This is a genomic window from Salinimicrobium flavum (assembly GCF_042684505.1).
GTDB lineage: Bacteria > Bacteroidota > Bacteroidia > Flavobacteriales > Flavobacteriaceae > Salinimicrobium > Salinimicrobium flavum.
The window spans coordinates 101,257-119,795 of sequence record NZ_JBHULT010000006.1 but is presented as its reverse complement, the minus strand read 5'-3'; the positions used below and the strand labels follow the sequence as shown (position 1 = coordinate 119,795).

The 18,539-nt window shown below is 43.7% G+C and carries 18 protein-coding genes; 13 read left to right on the top strand and 5 right to left on the bottom strand.

Annotation, left to right across the window (positions count from 1 at the left end):
- Positions 1-10: 10 nt before the first annotated feature.
- The 13 genes from ACFSTG_RS03780 (at position 11) to ACFSTG_RS03720 (ending at position 15,088) form a co-directional block, all read left to right on the top strand.
- Positions 11-1,534 carry a SusD/RagB family nutrient-binding outer membrane lipoprotein gene (locus ACFSTG_RS03780; RefSeq protein ID WP_380748629.1) on the top strand — a complete coding sequence of 508 codons (1,524 nt, stop codon included), beginning with the start codon at positions 11-13 and terminating at the stop codon, positions 1,532-1,534.
- Between the two features lie 8 nt (positions 1,535-1,542).
- Positions 1,543-2,349 (top strand): glycoside hydrolase family 16 protein, encoded by an 807-nt coding sequence (locus tag ACFSTG_RS03775; protein WP_380748627.1) that lies wholly within the window; start codon positions 1,543-1,545, stop codon positions 2,347-2,349.
- An 11-nt stretch (positions 2,350-2,360) separates the two neighbouring features.
- Entirely contained in the window at positions 2,361-3,446 is a 1,086-nt protein-coding gene (locus tag ACFSTG_RS03770; protein ID WP_380748625.1) for an alkaline phosphatase family protein, read from the top strand.
- Between the two features lie 69 nt (positions 3,447-3,515).
- Positions 3,516-4,424, top strand: a complete 909-nt coding sequence (locus ACFSTG_RS03765; protein WP_380748623.1) for a glycerophosphodiester phosphodiesterase family protein — start codon at positions 3,516-3,518, stop codon at positions 4,422-4,424.
- A 9-nt stretch (positions 4,425-4,433) separates the two neighbouring features.
- Complete coding sequence (gene bglX / locus ACFSTG_RS03760) at positions 4,434-6,701, top strand: beta-glucosidase BglX (RefSeq protein WP_380748621.1); 2,268 nt, start codon at positions 4,434-4,436, stop codon at positions 6,699-6,701.
- A gap of 230 nt (positions 6,702-6,931) precedes the next feature.
- Positions 6,932-7,291 (top strand): arsenite efflux transporter metallochaperone ArsD, encoded by a 360-nt coding sequence (arsD, locus tag ACFSTG_RS03755; protein ID WP_380748619.1) that lies wholly within the window; start codon positions 6,932-6,934, stop codon positions 7,289-7,291.
- Positions 7,292-7,320: 29 nt separating this feature from the next.
- The gene (gene arsA / locus ACFSTG_RS03750) at positions 7,321-9,111 is read left to right on the top strand and encodes an arsenical pump-driving ATPase (RefSeq protein WP_380748617.1); all 1,791 of its coding nucleotides are present in this window, start codon (positions 7,321-7,323) and stop codon (positions 9,109-9,111) included.
- A 1-nt stretch (position 9,112) separates the two neighbouring features.
- The gene (locus tag ACFSTG_RS03745) at positions 9,113-9,448 is read left to right on the top strand and encodes an ArsR/SmtB family transcription factor (protein WP_380748615.1); all 336 of its coding nucleotides are present in this window, start codon (positions 9,113-9,115) and stop codon (positions 9,446-9,448) included.
- 18 nt (positions 9,449-9,466) lie between these two features.
- On the top strand, positions 9,467-10,240 hold the full coding sequence (locus ACFSTG_RS03740) for a metallophosphoesterase family protein (protein ID WP_380748613.1): 774 nt from the start codon (positions 9,467-9,469) through the stop codon (positions 10,238-10,240).
- A 2-nt stretch (positions 10,241-10,242) separates the two neighbouring features.
- Entirely contained in the window at positions 10,243-11,301 is a 1,059-nt protein-coding gene (arsB, locus tag ACFSTG_RS03735) for an ACR3 family arsenite efflux transporter (protein ID WP_380748611.1), read from the top strand.
- A 167-nt stretch (positions 11,302-11,468) separates the two neighbouring features.
- Positions 11,469-12,905, top strand: a complete 1,437-nt coding sequence (locus ACFSTG_RS03730; RefSeq protein WP_380748609.1) for a TonB-dependent receptor — start codon at positions 11,469-11,471, stop codon at positions 12,903-12,905.
- A 73-nt stretch (positions 12,906-12,978) separates the two neighbouring features.
- Entirely contained in the window at positions 12,979-14,268 is a 1,290-nt protein-coding gene (locus ACFSTG_RS03725) for an L-lactate MFS transporter (protein ID WP_380748607.1), read from the top strand.
- An 88-nt stretch (positions 14,269-14,356) separates the two neighbouring features.
- Positions 14,357-15,088: a TerC family protein gene (locus ACFSTG_RS03720; RefSeq protein ID WP_380748604.1), complete on the top strand. Its 732-nt coding sequence runs from the start codon at positions 14,357-14,359 to the stop codon at positions 15,086-15,088.
- Between the two features lie 237 nt (positions 15,089-15,325).
- Here the strand turns inward: ACFSTG_RS03720 and ACFSTG_RS03715 are convergent, their stop codons facing one another.
- From ACFSTG_RS03715 to ACFSTG_RS03695, 5 genes are all read right to left on the bottom strand, one after another.
- A complete protein-coding gene (locus ACFSTG_RS03715; protein ID WP_380748602.1) occupies positions 15,326-15,907 on the bottom strand; it encodes a DUF1989 domain-containing protein in 582 nt (193 codons plus the stop codon).
- The gene (locus ACFSTG_RS03710; protein WP_380748600.1) at positions 15,891-16,511 is read right to left on the bottom strand and encodes an FMN-binding negative transcriptional regulator; all 621 of its coding nucleotides are present in this window, start codon (positions 16,509-16,511) and stop codon (positions 15,891-15,893) included. Before ACFSTG_RS03710 ends, ACFSTG_RS03715 begins: the two co-directional genes overlap by 17 nt.
- A gap of 3 nt (positions 16,512-16,514) precedes the next feature.
- Positions 16,515-17,186 (bottom strand): guanitoxin biosynthesis heme-dependent pre-guanitoxin N-hydroxylase GntA, encoded by a 672-nt coding sequence (gntA, locus tag ACFSTG_RS03705; RefSeq protein ID WP_380748598.1) that lies wholly within the window; start codon positions 17,184-17,186, stop codon positions 16,515-16,517.
- 105 nt (positions 17,187-17,291) lie between these two features.
- Positions 17,292-17,558: a SemiSWEET family sugar transporter gene (locus tag ACFSTG_RS03700; RefSeq protein ID WP_380748596.1), complete on the bottom strand. Its 267-nt coding sequence runs from the start codon at positions 17,556-17,558 to the stop codon at positions 17,292-17,294.
- Positions 17,559-18,416: an SDR family oxidoreductase gene (locus ACFSTG_RS03695; protein ID WP_380748594.1), complete on the bottom strand. Its 858-nt coding sequence runs from the start codon at positions 18,414-18,416 to the stop codon at positions 17,559-17,561. It lies immediately after the preceding gene.
- Positions 18,417-18,539: the final 123 nt, after the last annotated feature.

Genomic DNA, 18,539 nt, shown 5'->3' with positions numbered 1-18,539 from the left:
TTTTAAAAAGATGAAAAAATTTAAAATATTTTTCAGTGGAATAGCGGTTTTTTCGCTGCTTTTTGCCACAGGATGTGACGATGATTTCGATGAGATAAATACAAATCCCGATACCACCACCCAAGCCAGTGCCTCATTATTGTCTACCCAGATAATTCTTAGTGTTGCCCGTTTTCAGGGAGATGCCAAGGCTTTTATCTCAAACAGCGCCCTGCCCAAATATGTAGGATATGCTAATGAAGGCCAGATGGGAACCCAGTATAATTCTATTGGGAGCTCAAGTTTTGGAGGAATGAACATTCTTCCCGATGTTGAAAAGATGGTAGAATATGCAGAAGGTGGCCAGGCAGAAGATTCATATAAAGGATTGGCAAAGTTTGCCAGGGCCTATATGTTCTACCATCTTACCATGGAAATGGGAGACATTCCTTATAGCGAAACGGGAAAGGGAGCCAGTGGAGAATACACACCTGCTTATGACCGACAAGAGGATGTCTTCTTAGGAATTCTTGAGGAGCTTGAAGAAGCAGATCAATATTTTGCCGTTGGTGAAAGCTTTGCGGGTGATCCAACACCCTTCAATGGGGATCCTGATATGTGGAGAAGGGCAACCAATTCCTTAAGGGTGAAAGTTTTAATGAGCTTAAGTCCTAAAGCTGAAGCTTTGAATGTGCCCTCCAGAATTCAGGAAATAGTAAATGAAGGATATCTTTTTGAAAATCCCGGCGATTACTGGGGCCTTGAATATTCTACTCAAAATCCACATCCTCTGTATAGCACCAATGATCTCTTTACGAGTAAAACTATTTTAAGCTCTCATCTTGTAGATAATCTTAAGAGGCTTAATGATAACAGGTTATTTTACTTTGCAGAACCTGCAGGAGCTAAGTTACTAGAAGGAGAATCAGAATCTGATGAAGCTGCTTATGTAGGTGTTGATGTTTCTATGGAATATGCGCAGATGAACGCGATGCATAGCAATGATGAGTTTTCCCTGATCAATCTGAGATACCTTACTATTGAGAACAGTGAACCCAGAAGATTACTGAGTTATGCTGAACAACAATTGATCCTTGCTGAAGCCAATATCAGAGGGTGGATCACCCAGGGTACTGCAGAAGATTATTACGAAGAAGGAGTGAAAGCGGCCTTAAGCTATATGCTGAATGTTCCTGCAGATTTTGCTCATGGTAACCCTATCGACCAGGATTATATCAATAATTATTTTACAGGTGAAGCAGCCTTTGCAGATAATGAGGAAGAGCAGCTTAAGCAGATCTGGATGCAGCGTTATATTCTGAATTTCCTTGTAGACGGGCAGACCAGTTTCTTTGAGTATCGCAGGACGAATTATCCTGAATTTCCCATCAATCCTGAGACAAGTCTTAACGAGAACAACCGTAATGGTCTTCCGTTGAGATGGTTATATCCGGGTTCTGAGGCGACTTATAACAGGGAGAACCTTGAAGCAGCTCTGGATCGCCAATTTGACGGTTTTGATGAGATCAACAAAAAAATGTGGTTGCTAAAATGATTTTGTAGATGACAATCAAAAAGATAGTTGGAAAAACCCTTGTTCTTTTATTGCTCACAGGCCTGGTTGCCTGTGAGCAGGATAAGGAGCCGTGGGAATTGGTCTGGAGTGATGAATTTGACTATGAAGGTTTACCCGATGAAGGCAAATGGAGCTATGATACCGCAGGTAATGACTGGGGTTGGGGGAATAACGAAGCCCAGTTTTATACTGAGAGAGATAGCCTTAACAGCTATGTAAATGACGGAACGCTTAAAATACGCGCAGTCAGAGAAGAAAAAGAAGGAAAGGAATACACTTCGGCCAGGCTTATTACAAATGGTAAAGGAGACTGGAAATACGGAAAGGTTGAAGTAAGGGCTAAACTTCCGGAAGGAAGGGGCACCTGGCCTGCGATATGGATGCTGTCATCTGATGCTTCCATAAAGTGGCCGGACAGAGGGGAAATTGATATCATGGAACATGTAGGTTTCGAACCCGATACTGTATTTTCTACCGTGCACACAAAAGATTACAATCACATTCTGGGTACCCAGGTAGGAGAGAAAATACACCTGCCCACCGCTACCTCAGATTTTCATGTGTATACCATGGAATGGGAAGAAAATGAGATCCGTTCTTATGTAAACGGGAAAGAATACTTCAACTATAAAAATGAGGATAGCGGCTCAGGAGCCTGGCCCTTTGATAAACCATTTTTCCTGCTTCTGAATTTAGCGGTTGGAGGTGGCCTTGGAGGACAACAGGGTATTGATAATGATGCCTTTCCCCATACTTTCGAGATTGATTATGTAAGGGTTTATCAGAAGAATTAATGGCGATACCTATGAAGTTAAAATGGCTGATCCTTTTTCTATTTTTCTCTTTGCAGGGATTCTCACAGGAGAATGGCAAATTGATATGGATAACGATTGATGGATTGCGTTGGCAGGAACTTTTTGGGGGTGCGGACAGTTTATTGATCGGGAACAAGGAATTTGTGAGTAATCCTGGTGGCCTTGCAGCGGAATTCTGGAAAGACACAAAAAAAGAACGAAGGGAAACCCTGTTTCCCTTTTTTTGGGATGTCGCAGTAAAAGAGGGAATCATGCTGGGCAATCGCTGGAATAAAAGTAAGGTTGACCTTACCAATACGGTCGTGATGTCATACGCAGGTTACAGTGAGATCCTTACCGGTTATGCAGATGATGAGCGTATTATTGATAACAGTAAGATCTACAATCCTAACCAAACCCTCCCTGAGGTTTTGAACCGGGATCCGGAATTTAAAGATAAAATAGGGCTCTTCGGGAGCTGGGATATTTTTCCCTACATCTTCAGCGAACAACGAAGCGCCCTTTTTATTAATGCGGGTTACCGGAATAGTTTGAGAACTGAACCCTCCTCTGCGGAAATACTCCTTGGGAAAATTCAGCAGGAAACTCCCCGAAGATGGGAAACTGTACGATTTGATACATTCACCCACAATTTTGCTCTTGAATATCTTAAAACTGAAAAACCCCGGCTGCTTTATATAGGCTATGGGGAAACAGACGATTTTGCCCATGAAGGCCGTTATGACCACTACCTGAAATCTGCCCGAAAGAACGATGACATGATCAGGGAACTTTGGGAATATGTGCAACGGGACCCCTTTTATAAGGATCAGACCACTTTCATTATTACCACAGATCATGGGAGAGGTGAGTCGGCCACCGAAAAAAGCACCTGGAAACATCACGGACCTTCGATTGAGAATTCTGGTCAAACCTGGATCGTTGCTTTTGGAAAAGGTATAAGTAAAGAGGGAGAACAGTCAAAAGAGAGACAATACTATACCAATCAAATCGCAGCAACCGTAGCCCGAATTCTTGGTTTCGAGTATACCGGTAATGGCAAAGCGGGCAAACCACTTGATGTGTTGAGCGAATAAGAAGGAAGTCATTGTTGTTAACCTCCTCAGGCCGGAATACTCTGCTCCCAAAAAAATAATAATTAAAAAATGAAAAATGTAGTAATTCTTTTCCTGGCCTGTACAGTAATGTTTTCTTGCGGGGAAAAGATGGATAAAAAGGAAATTACTCCTGGACCAGAAAAATTAGAAGTTCAGGGTCACCGTGGGGACCGGGGAAGTTACCCCGAAAATACCCTGCCTTCTTTTTACAGCGCCCTGGAAAAAGGGGTGTCGGTTTTAGAGTTAGATGTAGTGATATCCAGAGACAGGAAGGTTGTGGTTTCTCATGAACCTTTTATGCTTTCTCTCTACATGCTGGATCCTAAAGGAGATACGATCGCTGAAGCAGACCAGAGGAAATATAATTTTTATGAAATGTCATACGACAGTATCAGGAAATTTGATGCAGGTTCAAAAGGCAATAAAATGTTTCCCGATCAGCATAAGATAAAGACCTATAAGCCATTATTAGGAGAAATGATCGACAGCGTCGAGAATTTTATAAAGAAATACAACCTGGGAAGGATCAGGTATAATATCGAACTTAAATCTGGAAAAAAGTTATATGGGACCTTCCAGCCGCACCCTGAGGAATTTCTCGATCTTGTAATGAATGTGGTTAAGGAAAAGAGGATAAAAGACCACACCAAAATCCAGTCTTTTGATGTAAATGTTCTTAATTACCTTCACCTTGCGTATCCCGGTGTGGAAGCGGGGTACCTGGTTACCACCACCGGGATCAAAAAGAATCTCGATAAACTGAATTTTAAGCCAGATTATTATAATCCTTACCTCGGATTAGTGAAATCAAGGGAATTCGTGGATTCTATTCAGGATATGGACATAAAACTTATTCCCTGGACGGTGAATGAACCTGAAGATATTGAAAGAATGATCAAACTGGAGGTGGATGGTATAATTACAGATTATCCTGAAAGGGTACTTGAAAAACTTTAAATAAAAAAGATGAAAAAAATACACGCTATAATAGCGCTTCTTGCTTTAAGCCTTACGGCTTCAGCACAGAAGACAGAAATAAAAAGCTCTGTTCAGCAAGTAGAGACAAAAGTTGATTCTGTTCTGGGTTTAATGACCCTGGAGGAAAAAGTTGGACAGCTGGTACAGTATAACGGAAGCTGGGATCTAACCGGTCCTGCTTCGGGCATGGATAATAAACAGAAGGAAGATAACCTCAAGAACGGAAGAGTAGGGGCAATGCTGAATGTGCTTTCTCCTGAAGCCACTGCAGAAGCCCAGCGACTGGTAATGGAGAATTCCCGGTTAAAGATACCCTTGATGTTCGGGTACGATGTAATTCACGGCTATAAAACAATATTTCCGGTACCCTTGGCAGAAACTGCAAGCTGGGATCTGGAGGCAATGGAAAAATCTGCAAGGATTTCCGCAGTGGAGGCTTCAGCAGAAGGGATAAACTGGACCTTTTCCCCTATGATCGATATTTCCAGGGATGCACGTTGGGGTCGAATAATGGAAGGTTCAGGCGAAGATCCATACCTGACTTCCAAAGTTGCCGTGGCAAAAGTAAAAGGGTACCAGGGAGATGATCTTTCAGGGGCTCAAACCATTGCAGCTACTGCCAAGCACTTTGCCGGCTACGGATTCGGGGAGGCGGGACGTGATTACAATACCGTACATATTGGTGAGAACGAGTTGCACAATACCATCCTGCCGCCTTTCAAGGCCGCAGCTGAAGCCGGAGTAGCGACTTTCATGAATTCCTTTAATGATATTGACGGGACACCTGCGACAGGTCATAAAGTACTTCAAAGGGATGTCCTTAAAGGAGACTGGAATTGGGACGGATTTATTGTTTCAGATTGGGGTTCAATAGCTGAAATGATCGAACATGGTTTTGCCGAAGACAAGATCCATGCAGCCCAGATCGCTATGAATGCAGGTAGCGATATGGATATGGAAGGTGGTGCTTACGAAGCAGGTCTGGTTAAACTCGTGGGTGATGGGAAAGTGAAAGAAGAGTTCATTGATGATGCCGTGAGAAGGATACTTCGGGTGAAGTTCAAGTTGGGGCTATTTGAAGATCCATACCGTTACTCTAAACCTGTAACCGTAGATTTTGATGCCCATAGAGAGGTTGCCAGGGATATTGCCCGTAAATCTATCGTTCTCCTTAAAAATGAAAATAATACCCTTCCCCTGAATAAAGAGCGAAAAAAGATTGCTGTTATTGGTCCCCTTGCTGACGACAAGGACAGTCCCATTGGGAACTGGAGAGCCCAGGGGGAAACAAATTCAGCCGTTTCAGTCCTGGAAGGAATTCGCAATGCAGTAGGGAAAAACGTAGAAATTAGTTACGCGAAAGGTGCAGACCTTGGAGTGGGGGAAAGGAATTTCCTTCTGCCACTTGAGATCAATAAAACCGATACTTCAGGGTTTGAAAAGGCGATCTCAACTGCAGCCTCTGCAGACCTTGTAGTAATGGTGCTGGGGGAAGATGCCTTTCAATCGGGAGAAGGAAGAAGTCAGGTCAATATTGGCCTTGCCGGGGTACAACAGGAATTACTTGAAAAGATCTATGAGGTGAATCAAAATATTGTCCTGGTGCTCATAAACGGGAGACCTCTTGAAATATCCTGGGCTTCAGAAACTATTCCCGCAATAGTGGAAGCATGGCAGCTTGGTACCGAAAGTGGGAATGCCATAGCCGATGTTCTGTTCGGAAAATACAATCCTTCAGGAAAACTTCCGGTGTCTTTCCCACGTGCAGTCGGGCAGGAACCTCTGTATTACAATCAGAAGAACACCGGTCGTCCTTTCAGTGCAGAGCATGTCACCTATTCTGCCTATACAGATGAAAGAAGGGATGCCTTGTATCCTTTTGGTTTCGGTTTAAGTTATACTTCATTCGAATTTGGGGAGATAGAAATTTCTTCCGAAGAAATGACCGCTAATGCACCTTTGGAGGTGAAAATTAAAGTAAAGAACACCGGAGACCTTAAGGGAAGCGAGATCGTTCAGCTTTATCTAAGGGATATGGTAGCCAGTACTACCAGACCGGTGAAGGAACTGAAAGGTTTCGAGACCATTCAGCTGGAAGTCGGTGAAGAAAAAGAGGTAATATTTACTATTACTGAAAAGATGCTGAGATTTTACAACGCGAACAGAAAATGGGAATCTGAAGAAGGGAAATTCGAAATCTATATAGGGCCTAATTCCCGGGATTTGAAAAAAGCGGAATTCCTGTTTAAAAAATAGACCATAGCTGTATTTTTTGAAAGCTGCAGAAAGAACCTAGCTCAAAATCGGTCTAAATGGATAAGCCTCACGTCATGTGGGGCTCATCTGGTTTTATTCCTTTTTTCTCCCTCAAATCCTGGTATTCCGACGACCAGAGTAATTTTTTACATTAAAAGGATAGTCATCATTTTTTTATGTTCTTAATTATCGTAATATTGCAATATATATAATTAAAAAACATTGTAGCTATGAAAATCACAATTCTTGATCCGGCATTATGTTGCAGCACCGGGCTCTGCGGGCCTGATGTAGATGACAGTCTCGTGCATACCGCTGCCAATGTGAAATGGCTGAAATCTTTGGGAGTCGAGGTCGCCAGGCACAACGTTTCCAATGACGGGGAAGCTTTTCAGCAGTATCCCGAAGCCATTGAAAAACTGAAAATGGACGGTCTTAATTCCCTTCCCTATATCCTGAAAGACGGGAAAATTGTTATGAGCGGTCGCTATCCCGAAAAATCAGAATGGGAATCTTTGTTGACCACAGATCCTGCTCCTGTGGCACAGTCGCAAGACAATTCCTGCTGTGGCGGGACCAGCTGCTGTTAGCAAACTAAATTATCTAATTCGTTGTGGCCATGAAAAATACTGAAACTCCATACATTTTCTTCACCGGGAAAGGCGGGGTTGGGAAAACATCCCTCTCCTGCGCTACGGCTATAAAACTTGCCGACGAAGGTAAAAAGGTATTGCTGGTAAGTACAGATCCCGCATCCAACCTGCAGGATGTCCTGCAGAGCGAGGTCTATGATAAGATCAATCCTGTTAACGGGGTTGACAGGCTGTGGGCGATCAATATTGATCCTGAAATTTCTGCGGAAGAATACCGCTCCAGGGTCACAGAACCGCTTAAGCAGATCTTAAGCGAAGCCGACATTAAAAAAATGAATGAGGAACTCTCGGGTGCCTGTACAACTGAGATCGCTGCTTTTGACGAATTTTCCAGGTTTATTTCGGGAGAAACTGAAGGTGGGAAATTTGATGTAGTGGTTTTCGACACGGCCCCTACGGGACATACCTTACGGTTACTGGAATTACCTGCCGCCTGGGCTTCTTTCACTCAAGAAAACCCCGACGGCGCCTCCTGTCTTGGCCCCACTTCGGCCTTAAAAAGCAGTCAGGAGCGCTATACTACGGTAGTAAATCGTCTGCGGGATCCAGAAATGGGAACTTTTTACCTCGTTGCCCGGGCAGACAAAGCTTCCCTAAAAGAAGCTTCCAGGACCAGCGATGAACTGGCTGAACTGGAAATGAAGAACCAAAAACTGCTGATAAACGGACTTTTTAAAGCTCTGGACACGCAGGATGAATTCGCGGGAAAGATGCAGAGCCTCACGGAAAAAGAATTGAAGTCAATTCCCAAAAACCTTCAGGAGCTACCCCTCCAAACTTATCCTTTACTGCCCTATAATATTCTTGGGGTGGAAAAGCTACGTTCCCTTTTGAATACCGAGCTTCAGAAGGAACTGGTGGGCGCAAAAGTTCAAAATGTAAAAGAACCCGAACAACTTCTCGCCGGGATGGATAAACTGGTTGAGGAACTTATCGCAGATAAAACCAATGGTCTCATCATGACCATGGGAAAAGGTGGTGTTGGAAAGACCTTTACCGCATCTGCCCTGGCTGTAATGATCGCGAAAAAGGGTTTTGAGGTACATTTGACCACTACAGATCCTGCCGCCCATGTACAGGATTTTATGGATCAGCTTAAAGATCTTCCGAAGAATCTTACCGTAGACCGAATTGATCCCAAACTTGAAACCCAGAGGTATACAAGGAAAGTATTATCTCAAAAAGGAAAAGATCTCGATGAGTCCGGGAAACAGTTGCTGCTGGAGGATCTCAAATCCCCCTGTACTGAAGAAGTTGCGGTTTTTCACGCTTTTTCGAAGGCCATACAACAAGCTAAACGAAAATTTGTGGTAATCGATACTGCGCCTACAGGACATACTCTCCTGTTGCTGGACACCGCGGGCAGTTATCACCGCGAGCTGCTGCGAACCACCGGGATGGACCCAGAGAAGATCAGGACGCCCTATATGGCTCTGCAGGATTCGGCGCTTTCCAAAGTGATCCTGGTTTCTTTACCTGAAACGACTCCCATGCGGGAAGCTGCGGCCTTACAGGAAGACCTGAAACGCGCAGGGATTGGGACCTATGCCTGGGTAGTGAACCAAAGCCTATCCATGCAGAAGGACCTTAAAGATCCGCTTTTGAAAAATCGGGCGCTGGCAGAAGGAGACGTCATAAAAATAATTAAAGAAAAACATGCTGCGAAAACTTTTGGCATTCCGTTCCTGGCCGAAGAAAATTTACTTCCGGCACTGCTGGAATTTTATGATAATAAGAAACCTGTAACAACAAATTAAAATGGGAGTAACAAAAACTGACCTCTTCACAGATTCTCAAAATGACATGGCATTGGCCGCAAAAGCCCTGGCCCACCCGGCACGGGTAGCGATAATTGAATTCCTGCTGAAATCTGACAGCTGTATCAATGGAGACCTGGTAAATGAACTTGGGCTTGCCCAGGCGACTATAAGTCAGCATCTTCGGGAACTTAAGGATATCGGGATCATACAGGGGACCATCGAAGGAACGAGGGTGAGTTACTGTATCAATGCGAAGCGTTGGTCAGAAATTCAGGAAAAATTCAATAAGATCTTTAACCAGTTCAGGGATCCTTCTTCAAAGGATTGCTGTTAACCAATTTTGTATTTCCTTATGAAAATTGCGCTATTCAGCGATGTACACGCTAACCTCCCTGCCTTGGAAGCATTTTTCACTGATGTGGAAAAGCGGGATGTAGATTCAATTTATTGCCTGGGAGATCTCGTGGGTTATAATATCTGGCCAAACGAAGTTAGCGAAGAAATAAGAAAAAGAAACATACCTACTATCGCAGGGAATTACGATTTCGGAATTGGCAGAAACAGCGACGACTGTGGCTGCGCCTACAAAACCGATGTGGAAAAAGCTAATGGGGCTATATCCATTTCCCTTACCAACGATTTGATCTCAGAAAAAAACCGGGCCTACCTCAGAAGTCTTCCGGCACACATCAGGATAGAATTTAAGCTGAATGAGGAAAAGCTTAATCTGCTGTTGGTACATGGAAGTCCGCGCAAGATCAATGAATACCTGTTTGAAGACAGGGATGAAAAATGCCTTTTAAGAATATTAGAAAAGGCTGATGCCGATATCATGTGCTTTGGTCACACGCATAAACCTTATCACCGAATTTTAAATTCCGGAGAAGAGGAAAACCCGCATTACAGGCACGCGATCAACCTGGGTTCAATCGGAAAGCCAAAGGACAGCGATAACCGCGGCTGCTATGTATTGCTGGAGATAAACGAAAACGCTTCGATACTGGACAAAGACAGCATAAAACCTCAATTTATCAGGTTTGAATATGACATAGAGAAAGCGGCAAAAGCCGTGGAAGAAAGCAGACTACCCAATGCTTACGCAGAACACCTAAGAAACGGATATTAGTAATGAGCACACTGAAACAAAAAAAATTAAATTTTCTCGACAGTTATCTTACCCTTTGGATCTTTATAGCGATGGCCGTTGGAGTCGCTATTGGTTTCTTTGTTCCTTCTTTTCCTGTAAGGCTGAATGAGATGAGCAGTGGCTCAACAAATATTCCCATTGCTATCGGTTTGATCCTAATGATGTATCCTCCACTGGCTAAAGTGAATTATTCGCTTTTACCAAAGGTGTTCAGAAATGTGAAAATATTAAGTATCTCCCTGGTGCTAAACTGGATCATTGGTCCTGTTCTGATGTTCATTCTTGCCATAACTTTCCTTCAGGATCACCCGGAATATATGGTAGGTCTTATTCTTATAGGACTTGCACGCTGTATCGCCATGGTACTGGTGTGGAATGACCTGGCAGAAGGAAGCAGCGAATACGGCGCAGGACTTGTCGCCCTTAACAGTATTTTCCAGGTTTTCGCCTATAGTTTCTATGCATGGTTATTCATCACCGTCCTTCCCCCGTACTTCGGATTTGAAGGTGCCATTGTGGATATTTCTATAGCAACAATTGCTGAAAGCGTCGCCATTTATCTTGGTCTCCCTTTCCTCATGGGGATCCTTACCCGCTGGCTCGTAGTTAAATACAAAGGTGAAAAATGGTATTCTGAAACCTTTATTCCGGCTATTTCCCCGCTTACGCTTATTGCGCTCCTTTTCACAATAGTCGTGATGTTTTCTCTAAAGGGAGAAATGATCGTAGAAATACCAATGGATGTGGTACTCATAGCCATTCCACTCCTCATTTACTTCGCTCTTATGTTCCTTATAGGATTTTTTGTAACAAAGATGATGGGGGCTGATTATGACAAAAATGCGGCGGTAGCTTTCACTGCCGCCGGAAATAATTTCGAGCTGGCCATTGCGGTAGCTATTGCTGTTTTCGGGTTAAATTCGGGGCAGGCTTTTGCCGGGGTGATTGGTCCGTTGGTAGAGGTACCTGCATTAATTTTACTGGTTAGAGTCGCGTTCTGGCTTCGGAAAAAATATTATCCCGAAGCGGTGCCTGCTTAAGTAGAAATTACGGCTGATTTATCTTTTGATCTGAAGTGCCCGGAATGCTCTCTAGGCTGAACTAATATTGTTTTATTGCTTCGTAATGGAGTTTAATATTCTCATAACGTTGTCTTTGTAATTAAACGTATATCTTTATAGTTCATCGTTTTAAATCTGCAGCTGGTATGGTTATAAAAGAGCAGGAGTTTGAAGGAGGACCTCCTTCGGTAAAGAACAAAGCTTTAAGACTAAACCTGAACAAGAATATTTACGGCACCTTCGCTGAAATAGGAGCGGGACAGGAGACGGTGCGGCATTTTTTTCGTTCGGGAGATGCTTCGGCTACGGTCGCGAAAACCCTTAGTGCCTATGACAAGGATTTTAGCGATGCGATCTATGGACCCGAACCCCAGGGAAGATATGTAACCGAGGCCCGATTGATGAGCATGCTTGATATTGAAAGCAAGCTTATTGAAGAACGGATCTCCCGGGAGAAACATCCCGATAAACTTTTTTTTACCTATGCCAATACGGTAGCTACCATAGATTTTGCCAAGAAATACAAGGGGCATGGCTGGCTAGGGATCAGGTTTCAGGTGGAGCCGAGGCAGGAATACAGTGAGATCCTGATCCATATTCAGTTTCACGAGAACACGGCAGTGCATCAGCAGTTGACCCTTGGGGTTTTGGGAGTCAACCTTATTTATGGTGCCTTTTATTTTTATGATGATCCAAAACTTCTTCTGAAAAGTCTTTATGATCATATAAGTACAGACAGGCTGGAAATAGATACCATCAATTTCAAAGGGCCACTTTTTGAGCAGGTTGATAACAGGCTAATGAGTCTGCAGCTGGTGAAGAACGACATGACCGATGCCATAATGTTCGCACCGGACGGGAATAATATTTTACCGGCAAGTTTACTTTATAAAAAGAACATCCTTACCCTACGGGGAAGCTTCAGGCCGGTTACCAAAGTCCATATGAACATGTATGAAAAATCCCTTGAGCTGTTCCTTAAAGAGAAGAAGGTGGAAAAGGAGAGAGCAGTGGTGATCTTTGAGATCACTCTTTCCAATTTAAGGGCAGAGGGAGAGATCGATGAAAAAGATTTCCTTGACCGTGCAGACTTGTTAGGTTCCCTGGGACAAACGGTAATGATCTCCAATTTTCAGGAATACTATAAAGTGGTTGAATATTTTGCCCAACATACCAGTGAAAGGATGGGCCTCACCATGGGAGTGAATACCTTCCTGGATATTTTTGATGAAAAATATTACAGGCATTTAAGCGGAGGTATCCTAGAAGCCTTCGGGAAATTGTTCTTTAAGGACCTCAAGATCTATCTTCAGCCTCTTAAAGATCCTGACACCGGGGAAATAATTACCAGTGAGAACCTTAAGGTACATCCACGAATGAAAGAGTTGTACAAGTTCTTTAAACAAAACGGGCGCGTGGTAGACATTACAGACTATGATCCCGCGATCCTTGATATTCAATCCCGGGAAGTATACGAAATGATCTCCGAGGGCCGTAGTGGCTGGGAAGATATGCTGCCGCCAAAGACTACAGCGATGATCAAGGAAAAGAACCTTTTTAAGGCTCCTGCCAAAACACATTGATTTTTCACAGGTGACTGCGGTCATATTTTAATAGTACTTTTTACCATTCCTTTACAGGCCAAAATCTGAAGGCATGGAGAAAGTAAAAAATCGTTGGCTTATTGCCGCTTCTGCAGTTGGTATCCACCTTTCTATAGGATCTGTCTACGCCTGGAGTGTATACACAAAACCTCTCATTAACCAGTTTGGCTGGGACCTTAAAGACACTCAGTTCACCTTTAGCCTTGCCATTTTTTTCCTCGGGATCTCGGCTGCCTTTTTAGGGCATTATCTTGAAAGAAAAGGCCCCCGAAGATCAGGATTACTGGCAGCTACCTTTTTCGGAATAGGGATCGCCGGCTCGGGCCTGGCCATCTACCTGGAATCTCTTTACCTCTTATATCTCTTTTATGGCGTATTTGGAGGAATTGGCCTGGGGCTCGGTTACATTACTCCGGTCTCCACCCTGGTAAAATGGTTTCCGGATAGGAGGGGGTTAGCTACCGGACTGGCTATTATGGGTTTTGGATTCGCCGCCCTGCTAAGCAGCCCGATTATCGTTTATTTAATAGGTACTGTAGGTATAGCAAATACGTTTTTTATCATGGGAGGCGCTTATTTTATTATTATGCTTCTTTCTTCCCTTTATCTGGCTCCCCCTCTGGCGGATTGGTTGCCGGAAGGTTTTAAAGCTACTATTGATTCCGGAAAGAGAAAGTTTAGGCAGGACCTGTCACAGTTGACGGCCAATGAGGCAGTAAGGACCCGGAGGTTTTGGTACCTGTGGTTAATGCTTTTCATTAATATTTCCTGCGGAATAGCGATCATCTCTGTAGCTTCCCCAATGGCCCAGGAATATGCCGGGCTTACGGTAGTTGCCGCCGCCACTATGGTGGGAATAATGGGGTTGTTCAATGGCGTAGGCCGCATAGGTTGGGCATCATTATCAGACAGGATTGGCCGGCCGGCTATTTACAGCATCTTTTTTGCCATCCAGATCGTCGCGTTCTTTTTACTTCCCGGAGTAACCAATGCAATCCTTTTCCAGGTCCTTATTTTCGTGATCATGTCCTGTTACGGCGGAGGATTCGCCACTGTACCGGCATATATTGGGGATGTTTTCGGCACCAAACAACTGGGGGCTATTCACGGTTATATCCTTACAGCCTGGGCCGCCGCCGGTATGGCAGGGCCTTTGTTTGCAGCATGGGCCCGAACGGTGACCAGCAACTATAACGGAACCCTGTATTTTTTTGCCGGACTACTGTTGGTGGCTCTGCTCATCTCGATTCTCATGATCAGAGAGATCAAAAAGCTTCGCCAGATGAAAGTTAACGAACCCATGCTTGCAGAAGTTGAACAACGGCCGGAACCTACGACCTAAAAAAATAGCTTACTCTTAATTTTTTCTAAGAAAGGAATTTGATTTTTATTTAAAATATTACCTTCAGGTTACCAAACCAACCGGTAATATGGAAATATTTCTGCAGGTCGACACCTGGGTCGCACTTCTTACCCTTACTTTCATGGAGATCGTTCTGGGTATTGATAACATCATTTTTATTTCTATTGTCGCTGGAAAGCTACCGGAAGAACAGCAGAAAAAAGCAAGAATTGGAGGCCTTTCGCTGGCTTTGGTGATGCGTATTCTGTTACTCCTTAGTATCACCTGGCTCATTGGCCTGACCCAGCCGGTAATGTCTCTTTTTAATTACGATTTTAGCTGGAGGGATATCATTCTGGCCGCAGGAGGAATATTCCTGCTGGTGAAATCTATTCTGGAGATACATTCAAAAGTAGAAGGAACAGAACATGAGCAGGAGATAAAAAAGGTCACCACCTTTGGTTATGCCATACTGCAAATTGTGATGCTCGATCTTATCTTTTCTTTTGATTCAATTCTAACGGCAGTAGGTTTGACAGATGAGATCATATTAATGGTAATTGCGGTTATCGTTTCCATAATCGTTATGATGATCTTTGCCAAAGCCATAGGCGATTTCGTGAACAGGTATCCCACCATACAGATCCTTGCCCTTTCATTCCTTATTCTTATAGGGTTCATGCTGGTCATGGAAGGCTTGCAGTATCACGTTCCTAAAGGTTATATCTACTTTGCTGTATTCTTTTCCCTGATCATTGAAATGCTGAATATCAGGTTTAGAAGTAAGCGATCCAAATCTAAGGAAGAAAGCTTTAATTAGAATCCCTGGATGCTGTTTGTCGTTAAAAAGTGAATTTAATCGATTTGCTCCCGGAATAAATCTATAACCTTTGTTAATTTCCTTGTAGGGTATAGCTTAATCAATACATTTATTTCATTAATCCATGGTTCATGAAATCAAGAACAAACAAGATTGTTATTTTGGCAGTCTTAATCCTTTGTGTACTGTTCGTGGTATACTTTCAATATCTTTTTTCTCAGATCTGATCTTCCTCGCCTATTCAATAATTTCATAGTGAATGGGCTTAAAACTGCCATTATTGCTGTCTTCTGCAGAGCAGGCGGTAAGGGCAACAATAAGGTCCATTTTCGCTTCAAACAATACATGGTCCCCGGCTTTACTCAGGGGTGGATCCACACTTAATTTTCCTTTCTCATCAAACTGCACATTCATAAAAATATTGAAGGCCGTGGGCACGTCATCTGGTTCGATTCCAAAAGGTTTTAGGTTGGTGTACAGATTTTCAAAGCAGCTGGGATGATAGTCAGGATTGTCGTACATGATCTGGAAGGTCTCAGGACTGCAAGGGGCCAGTAAGAAATCATTTCGGCCATTCGTGTCCTCCAGGATCTCCATCATTCTACGGCTGCGGTTGCTCCACAAAAAATTGCCTTTGGTGATAAGGATGGATTCCTCAAAGTCGAGTGTTTTTCCTGAGGAGATCTTCTCGCGGGGATCTTCAGCATTAAAAAGCACCATATCGCTTACCTGTTCCCCCTGCGGATCAATAATCTTCAGTTTTTGTCCTTTTTGAAGCCTGAAAGCCCGGCCTGTCTGCTTCTCAATTACCTGTTCCATGTTCTTTTTTAATATTTTTACTTAATTCCGAAGATAAGGGATCCCCGCGCATTTCGAGATGCCGGGTAACCGAATGTATATCATCTTTGTCATACCCCTGGTGCCATTTGGCAATAGCCTGAATTTTGGTGGGTTCACACCAAAAGCCCGTGATCATAGGAAGGTGATCTTCGATCATTTCCTCCGGAAGGTCTTCATAATAAACAGGATCGTCCTGATCTTTTTCAAACCGGTGTACCAGGTTCTTTAAAGATTCCACCAGTTCCTCCCGCGACTGAATTTTCAGGTTCACATTCACATGTACTGCCGAATAATCCCAGGTACTAATATCAACGTTTTTATACCAGGACGAAGAAACATATCCCTGTGCGCCGTGAAAGATAAGTAATCCTTCCAGCTCATTTTTGAGGTGCCTGTATTGTTCGTTGGCTTCGGCAATATGTCCGTAAAGTATAAAATTTTCCGCATTGCCTTTAAGCAAAATGGGAATGTGCGTAGCGAGCAATTCCTTGCCTTTTATGACAAAAGTGGCAAAAGGATGAGCTTTGATAAAGTCGAAAATATACTGCCGGTCTTTTTTCTGATATTTATCGGGTTGGAACATGTACTATTTCTTATTGTGAAAAGGACATTTCCAATCTTCTCCAACTTTTCGGCCGCTGTATTGTCGGGCTTCAGATTTCTCTCCAAAATCGGCCAGCATAGGATTGATCTCTCCCTGCAGTTCAATATCCCGTTCCCTTATCTTGCTCCTTACCGTGTCATAACTTCCCATTTCCCGAAGCTTTTCGAATTGCCAGTGCAGGTTGAAAGCGAGCGCAGGGTAGGGTGCCTGCCTCGCCTTCCTCGAACTGTTGGGGTGCAGCCCTACCATATAGAAGGCCCGTCCGCCAAGGCTAAAGCTGAAATTTCCGCTTTCGGGATCAGAGCCTACCGCTTCATCCCAGGGGGAGTCATCTTCCTCGTGCAAATATTGAAGCTGTTGCCAAAGAAGTTTTTCAAATTCCTCTTCGGAATAATCTTTTCTACCTTTGAAGGCAACCAGAAAGGTGAGGAAATCGTTGGATTCAAAATCGTAACCGGAAATATATTTTTTGAGGTCCTCCAGGATGAACTTCGCGGTTTCCCTTGAACCGAAATCTTCGTACTCATGAAAATCCACCTTATCCATACTAAAGACGGTCTGGGCCATTATACATGGATGGTCTTTTCCCAGTATGAATTCATTGAAATCAGCTTTGGAGGAGACTGCATCTGCAGCGGTTTTAACTTGTGGCATTTGTTGCTTTTTGGTAAAAATAAAGGCTGAACCTTCTGAAAACAATTAGTTTAAGATTCCCTTAGTTGAAATTTAGGTAAGATTAACACCCCGCCAAAATTCAGGCTAATCTTTCTCTTGGTACCTGAAGATGAGGTACAACATGAAGGTATTGAGGGCGAAAGCTGTTCCGTTGGTAGCGATGATGGGAATATCGCTGGTGATGATCCCGTAAACCAGCCACAAGGCCAGTCCGGTGATCAGCACCAAATACATTCCTATGGAAACATCTTCCACTTCTTTGGTTTTCCAGGCTTTCCATATTTGCGGAGTGACCGCAGCCGTGGTAAAGATACCGGCCACCAGCCCCAGGATCTCTGTCCAGCCCAGCATCTATGCTCCTACTATTTCCCCACCGTTGACGTGGATGATCTGTCCTGTAATATAGCTGCTGTCTTCACAAGCAAGGAAAACATAAGCCGGTGCAACTTCACTGGGTTGTCCTGCCCGGCCCATGGGCACTTTCTTCCCGAATTCGGCCACCTGTTGGTCATCAAAAGAGGCGGGGATCAGCGGAGTCCAGATTGGGCCCGGAGCCACCCCATTTACCCTGATGTTCCTTTCGGCCAGCATTTTTGAAAGGGAACGGGTAAAAGAAGTGATAGCCCCTTTGGTGCTGGAATAATCCAGTAGATGCTCACTACCACGGTAGGCGGTTACAGATGTGGTATTAATGATTGTATCTTCCTCCTTCAAATGTTTCAGTGCTTCGTTCACCGTAAAGAAATAAGGATAAATATTGGTCTCGAACGTCTTTCTCACCTGGCTGGAAGTTACCTCTTCCGGTTTCTCCTTAGGGAATTGCATGGCGGCATTATTGACAAGAATATTTAATCCTCCAAGCTTCTTAATGGTATCTTTTACGATCTTCCTGCAGAATTTCTCTTCCTTGAGGTCGCCTTCAATAATGAGGCATTCTGAACCTGCTTTTTCCACCATCTTTTTCGTCTCCAGTGCATCTTCGTCCTCGTTGAGGTAAACGATCGCCACTTTAGCGCCTTCTTTTGCGAAATGAACGGCTACACTGCGGCCTATTCCGCTATCACCGCCGGTTATCAGGGCGATTTTACCTTTTAATTTTCCACTTCCCTTATAGTTCTTTCGTATTACCTCAGGCTCAGGATGCATTTTTCGCTCCTTGCCCGGTTGTTTCTTCTGCTCCTGCTTCGGGAGGTTCTTAGGTTTGCCCATAATTCACTTTTTTAAAACTTAAAGTTATTGAAGTGATCCTTTTTGAAATCCCTGTTTAAGAAGAATTTAGCGTCGTCTTTACAAAGATTAAGGGGGGCGCCTGCTTTCCTATTTTTGAATACC

Bases quoted from the DNA above. Each gene is read 5' to 3' on its own strand.
- ACFSTG_RS03780 (WP_380748629.1), top strand. From the start codon at position 11: ATGAAAAAATTTAAAATATTTTTCAGTGGAATAGCGGTTTTTTCGCTG.
- ACFSTG_RS03775 (WP_380748627.1), top strand. From the start codon at position 1,543: ATGACAATCAAAAAGATAGTTGGAAAAACCCTTGTTCTTTTATTGCTC.
- ACFSTG_RS03770 (WP_380748625.1), top strand. From the start codon at position 2,361: ATGAAGTTAAAATGGCTGATCCTTTTTCTATTTTTCTCTTTGCAGGGA.
- ACFSTG_RS03765 (WP_380748623.1), top strand. From the start codon at position 3,516: ATGAAAAATGTAGTAATTCTTTTCCTGGCCTGTACAGTAATGTTTTCT.
- bglX (WP_380748621.1), top strand. From the start codon at position 4,434: ATGAAAAAAATACACGCTATAATAGCGCTTCTTGCTTTAAGCCTTACG.
- arsD (WP_380748619.1), top strand. From the start codon at position 6,932: ATGAAAATCACAATTCTTGATCCGGCATTATGTTGCAGCACCGGGCTC.
- arsA (WP_380748617.1), top strand. From the start codon at position 7,321: ATGAAAAATACTGAAACTCCATACATTTTCTTCACCGGGAAAGGCGGG.
- ACFSTG_RS03745 (WP_380748615.1), top strand. From the start codon at position 9,113: ATGGGAGTAACAAAAACTGACCTCTTCACAGATTCTCAAAATGACATG.
- ACFSTG_RS03740 (WP_380748613.1), top strand. From the start codon at position 9,467: ATGAAAATTGCGCTATTCAGCGATGTACACGCTAACCTCCCTGCCTTG.
- arsB (WP_380748611.1), top strand. From the start codon at position 10,243: ATGAGCACACTGAAACAAAAAAAATTAAATTTTCTCGACAGTTATCTT.
- ACFSTG_RS03730 (WP_380748609.1), top strand. From the start codon at position 11,469: ATGGTTATAAAAGAGCAGGAGTTTGAAGGAGGACCTCCTTCGGTAAAG.
- ACFSTG_RS03725 (WP_380748607.1), top strand. From the start codon at position 12,979: ATGGAGAAAGTAAAAAATCGTTGGCTTATTGCCGCTTCTGCAGTTGGT.
- ACFSTG_RS03720 (WP_380748604.1), top strand. From the start codon at position 14,357: ATGGAAATATTTCTGCAGGTCGACACCTGGGTCGCACTTCTTACCCTT.
- ACFSTG_RS03715 (WP_380748602.1), bottom strand. From the start codon at position 15,907: ATGGAACAGGTAATTGAGAAGCAGACAGGCCGGGCTTTCAGGCTTCAA.
- ACFSTG_RS03710 (WP_380748600.1), bottom strand. From the start codon at position 16,511: ATGTTCCAACCCGATAAATATCAGAAAAAAGACCGGCAGTATATTTTC.
- gntA (WP_380748598.1), bottom strand. From the start codon at position 17,186: ATGCCACAAGTTAAAACCGCTGCAGATGCAGTCTCCTCCAAAGCTGAT.
- ACFSTG_RS03700 (WP_380748596.1), bottom strand. From the start codon at position 17,558: ATGCTGGGCTGGACAGAGATCCTGGGGCTGGTGGCCGGTATCTTTACC.
- ACFSTG_RS03695 (WP_380748594.1), bottom strand. From the start codon at position 18,416: ATGGGCAAACCTAAGAACCTCCCGAAGCAGGAGCAGAAGAAACAACCG.